Annotated in this window: 18 protein-coding genes; 17 read left to right on the top strand and 1 reads right to left on the bottom strand. The window is 68.1% G+C overall.

Annotated elements, in window-relative coordinates:
• Positions 1–36 precede the first annotated feature (36 nt).
• From GPA27_RS02905 to GPA27_RS02885, 5 genes are read left to right on the top strand one after another with little or no spacing between them, the layout of a single operon-like run.
• The gene (locus GPA27_RS02905; protein ID WP_169137667.1) at positions 37–888 is read left to right on the top strand and encodes a 3-hydroxybutyryl-CoA dehydrogenase; all 852 of its coding nucleotides are present in this window, start codon (positions 37–39) and stop codon (positions 886–888) included.
• Between the two features lie 34 nt (positions 889–922).
• On the top strand, positions 923–2,095 hold the full coding sequence (locus GPA27_RS02900) for an acyl-CoA dehydrogenase family protein (protein ID WP_169137665.1): 1,173 nt from the start codon (positions 923–925) through the stop codon (positions 2,093–2,095).
• A 46-nt stretch (positions 2,096–2,141) separates the two neighbouring features.
• A complete protein-coding gene (locus GPA27_RS02895; RefSeq protein WP_169137663.1) occupies positions 2,142–3,152 on the top strand; it encodes a phosphotransferase family protein in 1,011 nt (336 codons plus the stop codon).
• On the top strand, positions 3,152–3,553 hold the full coding sequence (locus GPA27_RS02890) for a DUF6285 domain-containing protein (protein ID WP_169137661.1): 402 nt from the start codon (positions 3,152–3,154) through the stop codon (positions 3,551–3,553). Before GPA27_RS02895 ends, GPA27_RS02890 begins: the two co-directional genes overlap by 1 nt.
• The gene (locus GPA27_RS02885) at positions 3,553–4,257 is read left to right on the top strand and encodes a histidine phosphatase family protein (RefSeq protein ID WP_169137659.1); all 705 of its coding nucleotides are present in this window, start codon (positions 3,553–3,555) and stop codon (positions 4,255–4,257) included. Before GPA27_RS02890 ends, GPA27_RS02885 begins: the two co-directional genes overlap by 1 nt.
• A 69-nt stretch (positions 4,258–4,326) precedes the next feature.
• Here the strand turns inward: GPA27_RS02885 and GPA27_RS02880 are convergent, their stop codons facing one another.
• A complete protein-coding gene (locus tag GPA27_RS02880) occupies positions 4,327–5,259 on the bottom strand; it encodes a helix-turn-helix domain-containing protein (protein ID WP_169137657.1) in 933 nt (310 codons plus the stop codon).
• Positions 5,260–5,409: 150 nt separating this feature from the next.
• On the opposite strand from GPA27_RS02880, the gene GPA27_RS02875 reads away from it, so the two are divergent.
• Genes GPA27_RS02875 through GPA27_RS02820 form a run of 12 tightly spaced genes read left to right on the top strand, consistent with a single transcriptional unit; the run spans position 5,410 to position 17,068 of the window.
• Entirely contained in the window at positions 5,410–6,072 is a 663-nt protein-coding gene (locus tag GPA27_RS02875; RefSeq protein ID WP_169137655.1) for a TetR/AcrR family transcriptional regulator, read from the top strand.
• Positions 6,069–6,920 (top strand): branched-chain amino acid ABC transporter permease, encoded by an 852-nt coding sequence (locus tag GPA27_RS02870; RefSeq protein ID WP_169137653.1) that lies wholly within the window; start codon positions 6,069–6,071, stop codon positions 6,918–6,920. The genes GPA27_RS02875 and GPA27_RS02870 overlap by 4 nt, the downstream gene beginning before the upstream one ends.
• Positions 6,917–7,942 (top strand): branched-chain amino acid ABC transporter permease, encoded by a 1,026-nt coding sequence (locus GPA27_RS02865; RefSeq protein WP_169137651.1) that lies wholly within the window; start codon positions 6,917–6,919, stop codon positions 7,940–7,942. Before GPA27_RS02870 ends, GPA27_RS02865 begins: the two co-directional genes overlap by 4 nt.
• Positions 7,939–8,649: an ABC transporter ATP-binding protein gene (locus GPA27_RS02860; protein ID WP_169137649.1), complete on the top strand. Its 711-nt coding sequence runs from the start codon at positions 7,939–7,941 to the stop codon at positions 8,647–8,649. The genes GPA27_RS02865 and GPA27_RS02860 overlap by 4 nt, the downstream gene beginning before the upstream one ends.
• Positions 8,646–9,344 carry an ABC transporter ATP-binding protein gene (locus tag GPA27_RS02855; protein ID WP_169137647.1) on the top strand — a complete coding sequence of 233 codons (699 nt, stop codon included), beginning with the start codon at positions 8,646–8,648 and terminating at the stop codon, positions 9,342–9,344. Before GPA27_RS02860 ends, GPA27_RS02855 begins: the two co-directional genes overlap by 4 nt.
• 20 nt (positions 9,345–9,364) lie before the next feature.
• Complete coding sequence (locus GPA27_RS02850; protein ID WP_169137645.1) at positions 9,365–10,552, top strand: ABC transporter substrate-binding protein; 1,188 nt, start codon at positions 9,365–9,367, stop codon at positions 10,550–10,552.
• A 13-nt stretch (positions 10,553–10,565) separates the two neighbouring features.
• The gene (locus GPA27_RS02845; RefSeq protein ID WP_169137643.1) at positions 10,566–11,360 is read left to right on the top strand and encodes an SDR family NAD(P)-dependent oxidoreductase; all 795 of its coding nucleotides are present in this window, start codon (positions 10,566–10,568) and stop codon (positions 11,358–11,360) included.
• A gap of 4 nt (positions 11,361–11,364) precedes the next feature.
• Entirely contained in the window at positions 11,365–12,981 is a 1,617-nt protein-coding gene (locus GPA27_RS02840; protein WP_169137641.1) for an AMP-binding protein, read from the top strand.
• A 2-nt stretch (positions 12,982–12,983) separates the two neighbouring features.
• Positions 12,984–13,742 (top strand): enoyl-CoA hydratase/isomerase family protein, encoded by a 759-nt coding sequence (locus GPA27_RS02835; RefSeq protein WP_169137639.1) that lies wholly within the window; start codon positions 12,984–12,986, stop codon positions 13,740–13,742.
• Positions 13,743–13,800: 58 nt separating this feature from the next.
• A complete protein-coding gene (locus tag GPA27_RS02830; RefSeq protein WP_169137637.1) occupies positions 13,801–14,547 on the top strand; it encodes an SDR family NAD(P)-dependent oxidoreductase in 747 nt (248 codons plus the stop codon).
• Between the two features lie 23 nt (positions 14,548–14,570).
• The gene (locus tag GPA27_RS02825; RefSeq protein ID WP_169137635.1) at positions 14,571–16,247 is read left to right on the top strand and encodes a CoA-transferase; all 1,677 of its coding nucleotides are present in this window, start codon (positions 14,571–14,573) and stop codon (positions 16,245–16,247) included.
• 35 nt (positions 16,248–16,282) lie between these two features.
• Positions 16,283–17,068 carry an enoyl-CoA hydratase-related protein gene (locus GPA27_RS02820; protein ID WP_169137633.1) on the top strand — a complete coding sequence of 262 codons (786 nt, stop codon included), beginning with the start codon at positions 16,283–16,285 and terminating at the stop codon, positions 17,066–17,068.
• Positions 17,069–17,112 lie beyond the last annotated feature (44 nt).

Here is a 17,112-nt window from a genome sequence, read left to right as displayed (position 1 = left end):
CCGGGACATTTTCAGCATTCAGAGCGGGAGCGAAGCATGGGTATCAGCACGGTAGGCGTCCTCGGGGCGGGAACGATGGGCAACGGCATTGCCCAGGTGTGCGCGGCGGCGGGATTGTCCGTCGTCATGGTCGACATTTCGGCCGATGCGGTGGGCAAGGGGATCGCGACGATCTCCGGTAGCCTCGACCGCCTGATCAAGAAGGGGCAGCTCACGGCCGCGCAGAAGGACGAATACCTGGACCGCATCCGCGGCACGACCGATTACGCGGACCTCGCGCGGGTCGACCTCGTGATCGAGGCGGCGACCGAGAACGAGGCGCTCAAGCTGAAGATCCTCGCCCAGGTCGACGCGGTCGTCGGCCCGGACGCGCTGATCGCCACCAACACCTCGTCGATGTCGATCACGCGCCTCGCGGCGGCGACGAAACGCCCCGAGCGCTTCGTCGGCATGCACTTCTTCAACCCGGTGCCGCTGATGGCGCTGGTCGAGCTGGTGCCGGGACTGTGCACCTCGCCCGCGAGCGTGGACGCCGCGCGGGGATTCGTCGCTGCGATCGGCAAGACCGCTATCGTCGCGAAGAACAGCCCGGGCTTCGCGGTGAACCGCATCCTGTGCCCGATGATCAACGAGGCGGTGTTCGCGCTGCAGGAAGGGCTCGCCTCGGCCGAGGACATCGACGCCGGCATGAAGCTCGGCTGCAACCAGCCCATCGGCCCGCTGGCGCTCGCCGACCTCATCGGCCTCGACACGATGCTGTCGGTGATGGAGATGTTCCACGCCGGTTTCAATGATCCCAAGTACCGACCCGCGCCGCTGCTCAAGGAAATGGTCGACGCCGGCTTCCTCGGGCGCAAGAGCGGCCGCGGCTTCTTCAACTACGCCTGAAATCGGCGAACCATCTCGCGGGAGTCAGCCAAGCATGAACTTTGATCTGTCGGAAGAACTGTCGGCACTGCAGCAGAAGGTGCGCCGCTTCATCGCGGAGGAAATCATTCCCTACGAGCGCGACCCGCGCCGGACCGCGCACGGGCCGAGTGAGGAGCTGCGTGCGGAACTGATCGCCAAGGCGCGCTCGGCGGAGCTGCTGTCCGCGCACGTGTCGAAGGAATTCGGCGGCCTGGGCCTCGATCACCGCGCGAAGGCGGTGTTCTTCGAGGAGGCCGGATACTCGCTGCTCGGTCCCGTTGCGCTCAACATTGCGGCGCCGGACGAGGGCAACATGCACCTGATGGAGGTCGTCGCCCGGCCCGAGCACAAGGAGCGCTGGCTGCGCCCGCTCGCCGCCGGCAAGGTGCGCTCGTGCTTCTGCATGACCGAACCGACCCCCGGCGCCGGCTCCGACCCCTCGATGCTGCAGACCACCGCGGTGCGCGACGGTGACGACTACGTCATCAACGGGCGCAAATGGTTCACCACCGGTGCCGACGGCGCCGCGTTCGCGATCATCATGGCCAAGCTCGAGGACGGGCGCGCCACGATGTTCCTGTCGGACACCGACGTGCCCGGCTTCGTCGTCGAGCGCTCGATGGACACCCTCGACACCTGTTTCCCCGGCGGACACGGCGTCGTGCGCCTGGACGACGTCCGCGTGCCCGCCGCGAACATCCTCGGCGAGCTCGGCGAGGGCTTCAAGTACGCGCAGGTCCGCCTGTCGCCGGCGCGCCTCACGCACTGCATGCGCTGGCTCGGCGCCGCACGCCGCGCCCACGATATCGCCACCGACTACGCCCGTCGACGCCACGCCTTCGGCAAGCCGCTGGGCAGCCACGAGGGCGTCGGCTTCATGCTCGCGGACAACGAGATGGACATCCACTCGGCGCGCCTGGCGATCTGGCACACCGCCTGGGTGCTCGACAAGGGGCACCTCGCGATCCACGACTCGAGCATGTCCAAGGTCCTGGTCTCGGAAGCCTGCTGGCGCGTCGTCGACCGCTGCGTGCAGATCCTCGGCGGGCAGGGCGTGACGCGCGAGACCACGGTGGCGCAAATCTTCGCCGACATGCGGGCGTTCCGCATCTACGACGGCCCGTCCGAGGTGCACCGCTGGAGCATCGCGAAGCGGGTCATCAAGGGCATCGCGCGCGAAGTGTGATGCGCCGGGCGAACGCATTTCCGAACCACGGACGAGTGTGCAGAACATGAACGAACAGATGCGCGGCGCGCTGGAAGAATTCATTCGACGGGAGGCTGGTGCCGACCGGGTATCGATCGCGGAAGCGAAGCTCCTCTCGGGGGGCTCGATCCAGGAAAACTGGTTCATCCAGGCCGAGGTCGCGGGCGGCGCGTTCGCCCCCGAACTGAAGCTCGTCGTGCGCACCGACGCGCCGTCGGGAGTATCCGGCAGCCACTGCCGCGCCGAGGAGTTCGCGCTCCTCAAGGCCGCCCACGCCGCTGGCGTGACGGTGCCGGAGCCGCTGTGGCTGTGCCGCGACGCGAGCCTCATCGGCAAGCAGTTCTTCGTGATGCGCTTCGTCGGCGGCGTTGCGGCCTCCCACGTCGTCGTGCGCGACGCGAAGCTGGGCGGTGACCGCCGCGTGCTGCTCGAACGCCTCGGCGCCGAGCTCGGCCGCATCCATTCGATCCGTCCGCCGCGCGAGGATCTCGCGTTCCTGCCGTCCCCGGGCTCGTCGCCCGCGCTGCAGCACGTCGCACGGCTGCGCCGCTTCCTCGACGGCCATCGCACCGCCCACCCCGCGCTGGAATGGGGCCTGCGCTGGCTCGAAATCAATGCGCCCGAGCGCGGCGAGCTCGTCCTGTGCCATCGCGATTTCCGCACTGGCAACTACATGGTGGACGAGAACGGTCTCACCGCCATCCTCGACTGGGAGTTCTCCGGCTGGGGCGACCCGCTCGAGGATGTCGGCTGGTTCTGCGCCAAGTGCTGGCGTTTCGGCGGCAAGGGCGAGGCGGGCGGAGTGGGGGCGCGCGAGGACTTCTATCGCGGCTATGCAGCCGTCACCGGGCGCCGCCTCGAGGACGAGGACATCCACTACTGGGAAGTGATGGCGCATCTGAACTGGGCCGTGATCGCCGTGCAGCAGGCCGAGCGTCACCTCTCCGGCGAGGAGACCTCGCTGATGCTCGCGCTGACCGGCCACATCGTACCGGAACTCGAATACGAAATCCTGACCATGACGGAGGCCCGCTGATGCGCGACGAACCGATCGGCGAACAACTGCTCGAGACCGCGCGGAACGTGTTGCGGGAAGAGATCCTGCCCGCGCTGCCGCCCGAGCGGAAGCACGCCGCGCTGATGATCGCCAACGCCATGATCATCGCGATGCGCCAGCTGAAGAACGGCGAGGATGGCGAGCGCAGGGAACTGAGATCGCTGCAGTCCTTGCTGGGTCACGCCGGGCGCGACGAACCGGCCGGCGGGGCCGAACTGCGGCGGCGGCTTACGGAACTCGACCGCGAGTTCGCGCACGCGATCCGTGCCGGTCGGGGCGACGCCGGTGCGTGGCGCGATGCGGCGCGGCAGCATCTGCTGGAAACCATCCGCACCAAGGTCATGGAAAGCAACCCGAAATATCTCGGGGAGCAGGGCTGATGAGCCGCCTGGCGGGCACGGATCGTCGCCGACGCGTCTATCTGATGCGCCACGGCGAGGTGCAGTACTTCGATGCCGCCGGGCGCCCCATCGACCCGCGCCACGTGACCCTCACCGAGCACGGGTGCGAGCAGGCTCGCGCGGCGGGCGCGCTGCTGCGGGAGATTCCGTTCGACGGCGCGCTCATCTCCGGCATGCCGCGCACCGCCCGCACGGCGAGCCTGGTGCTGGACGGGCGGACCCTGCCGGTGCGCGAGGAGCCGCGCCTGAAGGAAATCCGCGCCGGCCGCCTCGCTGAGGTTCCGCCGCAGCGGCGCGACGAGATCATCACCCGCGCCTACGAGCGGGCCCCCGAGCCGGGCGCGAGCTTCATCGGCGGCGAATCCTGGGCGGACTTCGAGCGGCGCGTGCTCGAAGTTTGGCTCGAACTCGTGCGGGCGGACGACTGGGCCAACCTGCTGGTGGTCGCCCACGACGCGGTCAATCGCGTCATCCTGAGCCATGTCGTCGGGGCGTCGCTGCACGGCCTGAAAGCCTTCGAGCAGGAACCCGCCTGCATCAACATCATCGACATCGATGTCGCCGCCGGACAGGTCGAACGTGCGTTCATCCGCGCGGCAAATCTGACGGCCTACAACCTTGCAGCACACGCCAACCATCACACGGTGATGGAGCGCATCTCGGCGCAATTCAAGGGGGGGTGAGTTCAATTCGCCGAGCAGTGGGGCCACGCTTGCCGAAGAGTTGATACATCCGGGCCTGGGTCGGGGGCGCTAGAATCCCGGCGGCCTTGCCACCTGTGGATGCCTCTCGCCGTCGATCAGCTTCGCTCGCGCCTGATCGCGGAACATTTTCGGGCCAATTCCGGTTTGTTTGCGAAAGAAGCGCCCGAAATAGTCTTCGTCCGCAAAACCGAGGGTGGCAGCGATCTGCTTGACGCTGGTACCACCGTAGACCAGTTCGCGCTGCGCCTCGTGCACGATACGCGCGTTGATGACGTTGAGCGCCGACACGCCAAGCACGTCGCGGCACAGTCGCGACAGCTGGCCGGGGGTGACGCCAAGCTCCTGCGCATAGGCCTCGATCGGTAGCCGCTTGCGGAAGTTCTTGTCGACCAGGGTGCGGAATTTCTCCACCTGGCCAGCCTTGCGCGGGTTCGATACCGTCGGTGTCGGGCCCAGCGCGTTGCCGATCCGTGCGATCTGCACGAGCACGGTGATCAGCAGCGACATTCCCGCCGCGCTTTGCCCCACGGCGTGCATTCGCCATTCGCGCTCGACCTCGCGGAAGAGCGTCATCAGCGACGCGGAATGCGAGTTCTCTGCCGGCATCGCGATCACCGCCGGCGTGCGGATCACCTGCAGCAGTTCGGGCATCACGAGGCTCGCCATCGACTCGAGCTGCTTCTGCGCGGCCGTCACCGCGGGCCCGTCGGTATCGGGTATGAAATCGATGCCGTGCACGGTTTGTGCCGGGATCACCGCGAGGCAGGGCGCCACCGCCGACCACTTCACGTCGTTCAGCAGCAGCTCCATTCCCCCGCTCTGCAGGTACAGGATCTGCAGGAACGCGTCGTGGATGTGGGGACGGATATGCCAGTTATAGGGTTTCGATCGCTGCGGAATCCACTCGATGTTGAAGGAGTCGATCCACCCGGGCTGGGCCTGGTCGCCGTACAGCGCGTAGTTCGGGATGCTGCGTTTCATTCGTCCCTCCTGTTCTGATGCACGAATTGTCCTGCTTTTCGCCCGAATCTGCACTTTCCCGTTGAAGGTCCCCCCTCAGAATCGTCTCCACTGAATGAACGTCCAATTGAACGCTGGACAACAGATTTAGCGGCGAGGAGGAGACCAAAAATGCAGCCGAGTGTAGTCAGTAACGTTGACGATCCGGCCCTGGTGGAGATGCGGCGCAGCCAGTTCGTGAAGGCAGCCGGCGAGCTGTTTGCACGCAAGGGTTACCACAAGACCACCATCCGGGAGATCACACAGGGCGCCGGCCTCAGCACCGGGCTCATCTATTCGTACGTGCGCAGCAAGGAGGACGTGCTCTTCCTGGTGCTCGAGAACGTCCTCACGTCCTACCTGCACGAGATTCCGCTGGCGCTGGAGAACGCCGACGGGCCGGTCGAGCGCTTCTGCGCGACGGTGCGCGCCTACTGCCGGGTGATCGGCGACAAGCCGCACGCGACGCTGCTCGCATATCGCGAGACGAAGTCGCTCAACCCCGAGTACCAGGCGGTGATCAAGCGCATGGAGCTCGAGACCAACCGTCTGATCATCGACCGCATCGAAGAGTGCCTCGCGGCCGGCTACTTCCGGCCGGTGAATATCGAGCTGCTGACCTATCGCATCGTGCTGCTCGCCCACGGCTGGGCGCTCAAGGCGTGGCGGCTGCAGCAGTTCGTGACCCTGGAGGATTACATCGAGGAAGGGCTGGACCTCTTCCTGAACGCGCTGATGACCCCCGCCGGATGGAGTCATTACCAGCAACCGGAACGGAGGACGGGCACGAAATGATCGCGATCCAGATTCTCAATGGCCTGGTGTACGGCTCGCTGCTGATGATCGTGGCGTCCGGCCTGGTGCTGATCTACGGCCTGCGGCGGGTCGTCAATTTCGCGCACGGCTCGCTGTTCATGCTCGGCGCCTACATCGCCTATGCGGCCTCGCTGCAGTTCGGCTTCGGCGGCGGGCTGCTGGCGGCGGTCGCGGCGCTGGCGGCGGTGGGCTTCTGCCTCGACCGCTTCGGCTTCCGCCTGCTGCAGGACCGCGATCCGCTGACGGTGATGCTGGTGACCTTCGGGCTGCTGCTGGTGTTCGAGGACGTCGTCCAGTCGATATGGGGCAAGCAGAGCTATTCGCTGGCAGCGCCCGAGGCGCTGCAGGGCACGGTCGACCTGTTCGGTTCGCCCTTCCCGGTGTATCGGCTGGCGATCGTCGCGGTCGGCGCGCTCGTCGCGGCCTGCCTCGTCGGGTGGCTGCGCTACAGCCGGATCGGCCTCTTCATCCGCGGCGCGAGCACCGACCCGGTGACGACCGCGATGCAGGGGGTCAATACCGACCGGCTGTCGGGTGGCGTCGTCGCAGTGGGCGCGGCGCTCGCCGGGCTCGCCGGAGTGGTGTCCGGTCCCTTCCTGTCGCTGTCGCCGACGATGGGCAGCGACATCCTGATCGATTCCTTCGTCGTCGTCGTGATCGGCGGCCTCGGGAGCTTCGCCGGCGCGTTCGTCGCCGCGATGATCCTCGGCCAGGTCCAGGCGCTCGGCGCCGTCTATCTTCCCGACCTCGCGGCGCTGCTGCCCTTCGCGCTGATGACCGCGGTGCTGATCTGGCGTCCGTCGGGCCTCTCCGGGAGCCGGGTATGAGCGCGATCATCACAGCGACTGCGTTGGAAGACACGCAAGTCAAGCGTAATCCGGGCGTTATGCGCCTGTGCGCGATGGCAGCGGCGGCGGTGGCCGTGGGCCTCACGGTGAACATGTCGGTGACGTCGAACGGGCTGATGTCGCTGCTGACCCAGGCGACGATCTACGCGGTGTTCGCGCTGGGTCTCGGCTTCCTGCTCAAGCAGAACGGCATGGTGAGCTTCGGCCACGCGCTCTTCTTCGGCATGGCGGGCTATCTCGTCGGCGCGGCCGTCACCCTGACGGGCTGGCCGGTCGGCATGGTGGTGGTGCTGACGGTGGCCGCGATCGGAATGTTCGCGTTCGGGCTGGCCCTGGTGATCGTGCGGGTGCCGGGCATCGCCTTCGGCATGCTGACGCTCGCGATCGGGCAGAGCTTCTACGTGCTGGTGTCGAAGTCGCGGGGCTTCACCGGCGGCGCCGACGGGATGAACATCAACTTCCCGGCGCAGGTGTTCGGCATGGAGCTCGCGAGCTTCCAGAATCCGTCGAGCATGTTCCTGATCTGCTGGCTGGTGCTCGTCGCGCTGGTGCTGCTGCTTGCGCTGCTGCTGCGCACCGGCTTCGGCCCGCTGACCGAGGCGATCCGCGAGAACGAGGAGCGCGCGCGCTTCATCGGTTTCCGCACGCTGCTGCCGCGCGCCGCGGTGTTCGCGGTCTCGGCGATGGTGACGGCGGTCGGCGGCGTGCTGTCGGCGCTCTACACCGGCTTCGTGTCGCCCGAGTCGCTGCACTGGTCGGTGTCCGGCACGGTGCTGATCATGGTCGTGCTCGGCGGCAGCCGCACGCTGTGGGGCCCGGCCGTCGGTGCGGTCGTCTATTACCTGTTCCGCGATTTCGTCGGCGAGCACACCACGCACTGGATGAGCATCTTCGGCGTGAGCCTGATCGCGGTGATCGTGCTGTGGCCGGCCGGCATCGCCGGCGGCGTGATGCGCGCGGCGACGTCCCTGCAGCGGGCCGCCGCGAGGAGGCTGGCATGAGCGCTAACTACGCACTCGAAGCACGGGACTTGTCGGTGCGCTACGGTGGCGTGACGGCCAACGACGGGGTGTCGATGCACCTCGCGCAGGGCGAGATTCGCGGCCTGATCGGGCCGAACGGCGCGGGCAAGTCGACGTTCATCGATGCGCTGTCGGGACGGCGTGCGATCGCCGCGGGCAGCGTGCATCTGGCGGGCAGCGACATCACGGCGCTCGGCGTCGTCGAGCGGCGGCTTCTCGGGCTGTCGCGTTCCTTCCAGCGCACCAGCATCTTCCCGGGTATGCGCATCGGCGTGCAGATGGAACTGGCGGCGTCGAAGATCCCCGACGCCGACCCCGACGAGGTGATGCGCGAGCTGGGTCTGGACCGCCTCGCCGGCCGCGTCGCCGACGAGATCAGCTACGGCGACCAGCGCCGGCTCGACATCGCGCTGGCGCTCGTGGGCCGGCCCAGTGTGCTGCTGCTTGACGAGCCGATGGCGGGGCTGTCGGTCGAGGAGTCGATGAAGCTCGCGCGGCACCTGCGCAATCTCGCGCGCAACTGGGGCGTGTCGGTGCTCCTGGTGGAGCACGACATGGAAGTGGTTTTCGGGATCTCGGACAGCATCACGGTGCTCGAGACCGGCAAATTGCTCGCGGAAGGGACGCCGGACGAGGTCCGCGCGCATCCGAAGGTCCGCGAGGCCTATCTGGGGAGCGCGGCATGACGAGACTGCTCAAGTTCGAGGCGGTGAACGCCTATTACGGCCGGGCGCACGTGCTGCACGACGTGAGTCTGCACGTCGAGGCGGGCGAGCGGGTGGCGCTGGTCGGGCGCAACGGCGTCGGCAAGACGACGGTGGTCAATACCATCCTCAATCTCGCGTCGCTGCGCGGCGGGACGATGCAGTTCAACGGCCGCGCGCAGCAGGGCCTGCGCACCTACACCGCGGCGCGCGCCGGCATCGCGGTGGTGCCGCAGGGGCGCCGGATCATCGCGAACCTGACGATCGAGGAGAACCTGCTGCTCGGCGGTGCGGTGAAACGGCCGGGGCCGTGGAACCTCGCCAGCATCTACGAGCTGTTCCCGATCCTGCGCGAACGCGCGCATACCCCCGGCACGGCGCTCTCCGGCGGGCAGCAGCAGATGCTCGCGATCGGCCGCGCAATGATGGCCAACCCCTCGCTGCTGGTGCTCGACGAGCCGAGCGAGGGCCTCGCCCCGGTCATCGTCGATCAGCTCGCGGTGATCTTCAACCGGCTCGCGGATGCCGGCACCGCGCTGCTGCTCATCGAACAGAACCTCAGCCTGATCACGCGCGTCGCGCGCCGCCTGTACGTGATGGCGAAGGGTTCGATCATCGAAGAAGGCGCACTCGAAGGCCTCGATATCGAGCAGTTGCACAAACACATCGTTGTTTAAGAGGAGCTCAAGGAGACACCATGAAAACAAGGAAAATCGGACACATTCTCGTCGCCGCGGCGCTCGCCGCCCTGTGCGGCAGCGCGCTCGCACAGGCCAAGGAGCCGGTGCGCATCGGCATCGTGAATTCGCAGTCGGGCGGCTTCACCGCCCAGGGCGAGGATTCGTTGCGCGGCATGCAGTTCGCGGTCGACGAAGCGAACGCCGCCGGGGGCGCGGCGGGGCGGCCCGTCGAAGTGCAGATCGGCGACGACGAGAGCACGCCCGAGGCGGGCCGGCGTGTCGCGGAGAAATTCGCGCGCAGCGGCTACAACCTGCTCGTCGGGCCGATCGCGTCGTCGATCAGTCTCGCGCTCGGACAGAACCTGCAGCGCTGGGACGCGCTGTACGTCAGCACGCTGAGCAAGTCCGACCGTATCACCGGCGACGCCTGCAACGCGCGGATGTTCCAGGCCAACCATTCGGACGCGATGGACCTCGCGATCGTTCAGCCCTGGCTCAAGGAGAACGCGAAGGAAAAGCGCTTCGCGATCCTCGCCAACGACTACGTGTGGGGCCGCGATTCGGCGGAGTCCTTCACGAAGGCGGTGCAGAAGCTCGGCAAGGAGGTCGATGTGACGCTCTATGCCCCGACCGGGACGAAGGACTTCGCGCCCTACATCGCGCAGCTCAAGAACTCCGGCGCCGAAGCGGTGTGGGTCGCCCTTGTCGGCCGCGACCTGATCGCGTTCGCGAAGCAGGCGGCGGAATTCGGACTGACGACCTCGAAGCGCATCATCGGCCACGCCTACATCATGAACTTCGTCGTCAAGGCGACCGAGGGCGCGACCGACGGCGTGTGGGGCGTGATGAACTACGCGCCCGAGATCGACACGCCGAAGAACAAGGCCTACGTCGCAGCGTGGCGCAAGAAGTTCGGTCGTGACCCGAACGAGAACGAAGTCGCGGGCTACAACGGCATCCAGGTGATCCTGCAGGGCGTCGCCAAGGCCGACAGCGTCAAGCCGACCGCGGTCGCCGCAGCCTTGAAGGGCGCGACGCTCGAGACGGTTTGGGGGCAGGCGACGATGCGCGCCGAGGACCACCAGCTCGTGAAGCCGAATTACTTCGGCCGCGTCAAGCGGGTCGGCGGCGAGCTGCGCCCGGTCATCGAGACGGCGTTCGATGCCTCGATCGTCGCGGCGACCCCCAGCAACTGCAAGCTCTGATGGAGGAAGCGTGATGTCGAAGGCGACTTCCAGACGCGTCTTGCTGACCGGCGCCAGCCGGGGAATCGGCCGCGCGATCTGCCTGCGGCTCGCCGCCGAGGGGGCGACGATCGCGGCCTGCGGCTCGGCGCACGGCGACGAGTTGGCGGCGGTCGTCGAGGAGGCCGGCCGCGCCGGCGGCCGCGTCGTGCCGCTGCTGGGCGACCTGTCCGACCCGGCGACGCCCGCACGGCTCGTGGCCGAGGCCGAGGCAGCGCTCGGCGGGCTCGATGCGGTGGTCGGCAATGCCGGCGTGTCGCGTCCCTCGACGCTCGCCGAGATGGAACTCGCGGACTGGGAGTTCCTCTTCGGCGTGAATCTGCGCGCGCCCTGGTTGCTTGCCAAGGCGGCTTATCCGGCGCTGCGCGAGAGCCGCGGGAGCTTCGTCTCGGTCGCCTCGATGTCGGGCGTGCAGCCCTACCCGGGCATGGGCGCCTACAGCCCGAGCAAGGCGGGGCTGCTGATGCTGATCCGCGTGCTCGCGCAGGAATGGGCGGCCGACGGCGTCCGCGTCAATGCGGTGTCGCCGGGCCTGATCCATACGCCGCTGACGGCGCGGGTGTACGCGGATCCGGCGGTCCGCGCGGGCCGCGAGGCGCTGATCCCGCTACACCGCATCGGCGACCCCGCCGAGCACATCGCCGGCGTCGTCGCCTTCCTGCTGAGCGACGCCGCCACCTACATGACCGGTCAGAACCTGCTCGCGGACGGCGGTCTGCTCGACGCCGTGCAGGGCCTGATCCCGGGACGTCCCGCCACGGAGCGATAACACCATGACGATTCACATGAAGCCCTCACGGGAGGCCCTTGCACGCCACTACGCGGCGGGCCACTGGCAGGAAAACTCGCTCGGCCAGCTGATCGCCGCGAGCGTCGAGCGTCACGCCGACAAGCTCGCGGTGCAGGATGCATCGGGCCACGCGATCACCTACCGCGAATTGGAAGACCTGGCCTCGCGCTTCGCTGGCTTCCTTGCGGCGCGCGGTGTCGGCGCCGGCGACGTAGTGACGATGCACCTGCCGAACTGGTGGCAGACGGTCGTCGTGACCTACGCGAGCTTCAAGCTCGGCGCGGTGATCAACCCGCTGCCGCCGACCTACGGCTGGAAGGATCTCGCGTTCGTGATGAACAAGTGCGGCGCGAAGGCGGTCGTCGTGCCGGGGCGCTTTCGCAGCGCTGACTACACCGAGCATCTCGACCGCATCCGCGACGAGCTGGTCGTGAAGCCGGCGATCGTCGTGATCGGCGAGGGCAAGGTGGACCTGGGTACGCCGTTCGCCGAAGCGGTCGCCGGGCCGCGGCTCGCGAACGACCGTTACGCGGCCGCCGACGAGCCCTCGCTGGTGCTCTTCACGTCGGGCTCGGAGTCGAAGCCGAAGGGTGTCGTGCATACGCACAACACCGCGATCTACGGCGAACGGGCGCTCGCCGAAACGCTGCGCCTCACCGATCGCGACATCTGCTTCATGGCGTCGCCGGTGTCGCATACCAGCGGTTTCATGCACGGCATCCTGATGACGCTGATGCTCGGCTCGACGGTGTCGCTGCTCGACGTCTTCAGCGGCGAGGACGCGCTCGCGCAAATGGCGTCGAGCCGCGCGACCTGGACGATGGGCGCGACGCCCTTCCTCGGCGACGTCGTCGAGGCGATGGAGAAGAGCGCCCGGCGCTTGCCCGATCTGCGCTACTTCTTGTGTGGCGGCGCGCCGATCCCCGAGGTCGTCGTGCGCCGCGCGCTGGCGGTCGGCGTGCGCGTGCTGAGCATCTACGGCTCGACCGAGAGCCCGCCGCACACGGTGACCTGGCCGGACGATCCGGTCGAGTGCGCGTGGCTCGCTGACGGGCGGACGCTGCCGGGCATCGAGGTGCGTGCGGCCGACGAAAACGGCCGGCCACTCGCGCCGGGCAAGGAGGGCGAGCAGTGGTCGCGCGGCCCGAACACCTTCATCGGCTATCTCGACGAACCGGAACTGACGGCGCGTTCGCTCGACGCTGACGGCTGGTACCACTCGGGCGACCTCGCGCAGGTCGGCGCCGACGGTTCGGTGCGGATCGTCGGCCGCATCAAGGACATGATCATCCGCGGCGGCCAGAACATCTCCGCCCGCGAGGTCGAGGACATCCTGCTCGAGCACCCCGCCTGCCAGACCGTGTCGGTGGTCGGCATCCCTCATCCCCGTCTCGGCGAGACCTGCGCCGCGGTGGTCGTCTGCCAGCCCGGGCAGCGGCTCGATTTGGAGGACATGAAGCGCTTCCTGATCGACCGCGGCGTCGCGCGCTTCAAGTTGCCCGAAAAGCTCGTGCTGCGCGAGGCGGTGCCGACGACGCCGAGCGGAAAGATCCAGAAATTCAAGCTGCGCCAAGAACTTAAAGACCTCATGGAGTCCTGACAATGTTCAAAGTCGAAAACCTCGGCCGCGTCGTGCGCGTGACGATGCAGCGCGCACCGGTCAATGCCCTCAACAACGACTTCATCGCCGCCCTCGATCGCGTGCTCGACGACATCGAAGGCCGCGCGGATGTCGCCGTGCTGCATGTGCGCAGTGACCAGCGCGCCTTCTGTGCAGGCGCGGACCTCGCCCAGGTCGAGACGCGCTTCGCGATGGAGGAGGGCGCGAACGTGATGGTGCGCGATATCCGCGAATTCCATCGCCTCTTCGACCGCATCGAGAACCTGCCCTGCGTGACGCTCGCCGAGATCGGCGGCACGGCCTTCGGCGGTGGCTTCGAACTCGCGCTGTCGTTCGACCTCCGGATCGCGGCCGAGGACGCGAAGCTCGGCCTGCCCGAAGCGCGCCTCGGGTTGATCCCCGGCGCGGGCGGCACGCAACGCCTGACCCGCCTGTGCGGCCCCGGCACTGCCAGCCGAATCATCCTCGCCTGCGACATCGTCGATGGCGCCGAGGCCCGCCGCTTGGGGATGGTGCAGTGGGCGGTGCCCGGCGCCGAGCTCGCCAATGAAGCGGCGGCACTGGCCGAGCGCATCGGCAGCCTGTCGGCCGCGTCGCTGCTCGTCTCGAAGCGCTGCATCGCCCGCGTCGCGCCGCTGTCGCGCGCCGGCTACGAGGGCGAACTACAGGGCACCCACGGACTGATGGCGCTCGAGGACACCCGGGCGCGCGTGAAAGCTTTCTTCGCACAGCGGCGCTGAGGCGCGCGCTCTTCCACCTGCACCACTTGCAGCACCCCTCAATCACGGAGATCACATCATGAAGCTCACCAACAAGGTTGCAGTCGTCACCGGCGGCGGTTCGGGCATCGGCCGCGCCACCTGCATCGAGCTCGCGAAGGCGGGCGCACGCGTATTCGTCGGCGACATCGACGGCGTCAAGGGCGAAGCGGTCGCGGCCGAGATCCGCGCAGCCGGCGGCGCTGCCGAGTTCGTGTTCCTCGACATCACGAAGGATTCGGCGATCAAGGAATACGCCGACGTCGTGCATCAGCGCGCCGGCAAGGCTGACATCATCGTCAATGGCGCCGGCTGGGACATCATCGAGCCGTTCGTGAAGAACACCCCGGAATACTGGGACAAGATCATGTCGATCAACTTCATGGGCGTCGTGAAGTTCACGCGGGCCTTCCTCGACAAGATGACCGAGGCCGGCAGCGGGAAGATCGTCAATATCGCGAGCGACGCGGGCCGCGTCGGCAGCGGCGGCGAGAGCGTGTATGCGGGCGCGAAGGGCGGCGTGATCGCCTTCACGAAGTCGCTGGCCCGCGAGATGGCGCGCTATTCGATCAACGTCAATTGCGTGTGCCCCGGACCGACCGACACGCCGCTCTTCCGCACCCACACCGAGAAGGCGCAGCAAGCGCTGATCAACGCGATCCCGTTCCGCCGTCTCGCCAAGCCCGAGGAAGTCGCCGACGCCGTGACCTTCTTCGCCAGCGACCGCTGCAGCTACGTCACCGGCCAGGTGATCAGCATCAGCGGCGGCCTGACGATGGCCGGCTGAGCCCACGAACCGGGACCGCGGCCATGACGACGCACAGCAAACAACGCAGCCTCGCGAGCGCGATCGGTGAATGCGTTCGCGCGGGCGACACGATTCACTTCGTGTTCTCGCACAACCGTTCGCACGCGGCGGTGTGGGAGGTCGCAAGGCAGTTTCGCGACCAGGGCAGCCTGCGCCTGGTGGCGACCGGGCTGCTGGAGTACGCGACCGTGCTGTGCGCGGCGGGCGCGGTCGGCGCGCTGGAGAGCGCCTTCGCCGGCAACACCTATCCGTCGCCGTCGCCGTCGAAGGTCCTGGTGCGGCATTTCGAGCAGTACGCCGACAGCGATCCGCACTGGACCAACCTGACGATGACGCTGCGGCTGATGGCGGGGGCGCTGGGCTGGCCCTTCGTGCCGACCGCGAGTCTTGCCGGCAGCGATCTCGAACGCGGCGAGGGGCGGGCCCGCATCCGCAATCCGTTCGGCGACGGCGAGGCGATGCTGCTCGCACCGCTCAATCCGGACGTCGCCTTCGTGCATGCCGCGCTTGCCGACACCGACGGCAACGCGGTGGTGTACGGGCCGGATGCCGAGGAGCTGTGGGGCGCGCTCGCGGCGCGGCGCGTGGTCGTCACGGCCGAACGCGTCGTCTCGCCCGAGGCCCTGCGCGCGCTCGGGCCGCGACCGGGCCTGCCCGGACACTGCGTGACGGCGGTGGTCGAGGCGCCCTACGGCGCGCATCCGCAGGCGCAGTTCGTGTGGAACGAGGCCGACGGCGTCGCGCCGTATGCCGAGGACTACGCGCTGCGGCAGGAGCTGCGCAGCCTGTCGCGCGACCCCGCGGCGATGCGCGCGTGGGTCGAGGAGTGGGTGTTCGGGCTCGATCACGCGGGCTACCTCGAGCGCGTCGGGCGTGAGCGGCTTGCCGCCTTGCACGACATGACGCCGCCCGCGGCCGAGGCGGTGCGGGCCGACGAGGTCACGGTCGAGGAGTGCGCCGCGGTGGTCGCGATGCGCGAGGCCATCGCGGCGGCGAAATCGGGCTCGCACGATGCCTTCTTCGCCGGCATCGGGCTGTCGCACCTCGCCGCGTGGGCGGCCGAGGCCTGCTGCCGCGAGGCAGGGGTGCCGGTCGAACTCGTCGCCGAAACTGGTATGTACGGTTTCCGGCCGTTCAAGGGCGACCCGTATCTCTTCAACTATCCCAACGCGCGCTCGAGCCTCATGCATTCGAGCTTCCTGCGCATGCTCGGCGCACTCGCCGGGCCGCGCGCCGAGCGGGTGCTGGTCTTCCTTGCCGCGGCCCAGCTCGACCGGCGCGGCAGCATCAATTCGTCGCGTGCGGCGAACGGGCAGCTGATCGTCGGCTCGGGCGGCGCGAATGACCTGGTGAACGGCGGCGGCGACTGCATCGTCGTGATGCCGCTGCGCGCGGGGCGCCTCGTCGATCGCCTGCCCTTCGTCACGAGCCCGGCGCACCGGCTGCGTGGGGTTGCGACCGACCGCGCGTGGTTCGCGCCGACAAGCCCCGGCGGCGACCTGCAGATCGCCGCGGTGATGAGCGACGCGGGCGGCGAGCGGCAGGCGGTGCGCGAGATCCGCGAGCTGTGCGACTGGCCGGTCGAGGTGGCCGCCGACCTGCGCCGGATCGATCCGCCATCGGCGGCCGAACTCGCCGCGGTACGTGCCTTCGACCCCGGCCGAATCCTTCTTTCCTGAGTACCACACCTGCATTTTTCAAACGGAGACACACCATGAACTACGAAGACGTCAGCTACGAAATCAGCGATGCCGCCGCGATCATCACGATCAACCGCCCGGACCGCCTCAATTCCTTCCGCGCCCGTACCATCGAGGAGCTGATCCACGCGTTCAAACGTGCGTGGGCCTCGCGCGACGTCGCTGCGGTGATCCTCACCGCCGCCGGCAATCGCGCGTTCTGCGTCGGCGGCGACCAGAAGATCTTCAACGAGACCGGCAGCTACGGCACCAGCGAAAACGGGCTGTGGGAAATCGACGAGCTGCACACGGTGATCCGCAACATCCCGAAGCCGGTGATCGCGGCGATCAACGGCCATGCGATCGGCGGTGGCCATGTGATCCACGTGCTGTGCGACGTGACGATTGCGGCCGAGCACGCGAAGTTCGGCCAGGCGGGTCCGCGCGTTGCGTCCTTCGACGCCGGATGGGGCGCGGCGTACCTCGCGCGCACGATCGGCGAGAAGCGCGCCCGCGAGATCTGGTTCTTCTGCCGCCAATACACGGCGCAGCAGGCGCTCGAATGGGGCCTCGTCAACAAGGTCGTGCCGGGCGAACAGCTCCTCGATGAGGCCAAGGCCTGGGCGAAGGACGCCGCGGCAATGAGCCCGACCGCGCTGAAAGCGCTGAAGTACGGCTTCAACGCCGACAGCGCGCAGATCTTCGGCGCCGTGAAGATGGCGGCCGTGTCGCTGGAGCTCCTCGGCAGCACCGAGGAGAGCGCCGAAGGCAAGCAGGCCTTCGTCGACAAGCGTCCGCCGAACTTCGCGCAGTTCCGCTGAGCGCAGCACCGGTGCTCCCTCCCCTTCAAGGGGAGGGTTGGGGT

The organism is Aromatoleum toluolicum (assembly GCF_012911005.2).
Classification (GTDB): Bacteria; Pseudomonadota; Gammaproteobacteria; order Burkholderiales; family Rhodocyclaceae; genus Aromatoleum; species Aromatoleum toluolicum.
Note: the sequence above shows the minus strand (reverse complement) of the source record. Positions and strands in the feature narration are given on the sequence as shown.

Excerpts from the sequence above, each read along its gene's own strand:
- GPA27_RS02895 (WP_169137663.1), top strand. The coding sequence starts at position 2,142 with ATGAACGAACAGATGCGCGGCGCGCTGGAAGAATTCATTCGACGGGAG.
- GPA27_RS02835 (WP_169137639.1), top strand. The coding sequence starts at position 12,984 with ATGTTCAAAGTCGAAAACCTCGGCCGCGTCGTGCGCGTGACGATGCAG.
- GPA27_RS02850 (WP_169137645.1), top strand. The coding sequence starts at position 9,365 with ATGAAAACAAGGAAAATCGGACACATTCTCGTCGCCGCGGCGCTCGCC.
- GPA27_RS02905 (WP_169137667.1), top strand. The coding sequence starts at position 37 with ATGGGTATCAGCACGGTAGGCGTCCTCGGGGCGGGAACGATGGGCAAC.
- GPA27_RS02900 (WP_169137665.1), top strand. The coding sequence starts at position 923 with ATGAACTTTGATCTGTCGGAAGAACTGTCGGCACTGCAGCAGAAGGTG.
- GPA27_RS02875 (WP_169137655.1), top strand. The coding sequence starts at position 5,410 with ATGCAGCCGAGTGTAGTCAGTAACGTTGACGATCCGGCCCTGGTGGAG.
- GPA27_RS02820 (WP_169137633.1), top strand. The coding sequence starts at position 16,283 with ATGAACTACGAAGACGTCAGCTACGAAATCAGCGATGCCGCCGCGATC.
- GPA27_RS02885 (WP_169137659.1), top strand. The coding sequence starts at position 3,553 with ATGAGCCGCCTGGCGGGCACGGATCGTCGCCGACGCGTCTATCTGATG.
- GPA27_RS02845 (WP_169137643.1), top strand. The coding sequence starts at position 10,566 with ATGTCGAAGGCGACTTCCAGACGCGTCTTGCTGACCGGCGCCAGCCGG.
- GPA27_RS02870 (WP_169137653.1), top strand. The coding sequence starts at position 6,069 with ATGATCGCGATCCAGATTCTCAATGGCCTGGTGTACGGCTCGCTGCTG.
- GPA27_RS02855 (WP_169137647.1), top strand. The coding sequence starts at position 8,646 with ATGACGAGACTGCTCAAGTTCGAGGCGGTGAACGCCTATTACGGCCGG.
- GPA27_RS02825 (WP_169137635.1), top strand. The coding sequence starts at position 14,571 with ATGACGACGCACAGCAAACAACGCAGCCTCGCGAGCGCGATCGGTGAA.
- GPA27_RS02880 (WP_169137657.1), bottom strand. The coding sequence starts at position 5,259 with ATGAAACGCAGCATCCCGAACTACGCGCTGTACGGCGACCAGGCCCAG.
- GPA27_RS02840 (WP_169137641.1), top strand. The coding sequence starts at position 11,365 with ATGACGATTCACATGAAGCCCTCACGGGAGGCCCTTGCACGCCACTAC.
- GPA27_RS02865 (WP_169137651.1), top strand. The coding sequence starts at position 6,917 with ATGAGCGCGATCATCACAGCGACTGCGTTGGAAGACACGCAAGTCAAG.
- GPA27_RS02860 (WP_169137649.1), top strand. The coding sequence starts at position 7,939 with ATGAGCGCTAACTACGCACTCGAAGCACGGGACTTGTCGGTGCGCTAC.
- GPA27_RS02830 (WP_169137637.1), top strand. The coding sequence starts at position 13,801 with ATGAAGCTCACCAACAAGGTTGCAGTCGTCACCGGCGGCGGTTCGGGC.
- GPA27_RS02890 (WP_169137661.1), top strand. The coding sequence starts at position 3,152 with ATGCGCGACGAACCGATCGGCGAACAACTGCTCGAGACCGCGCGGAAC.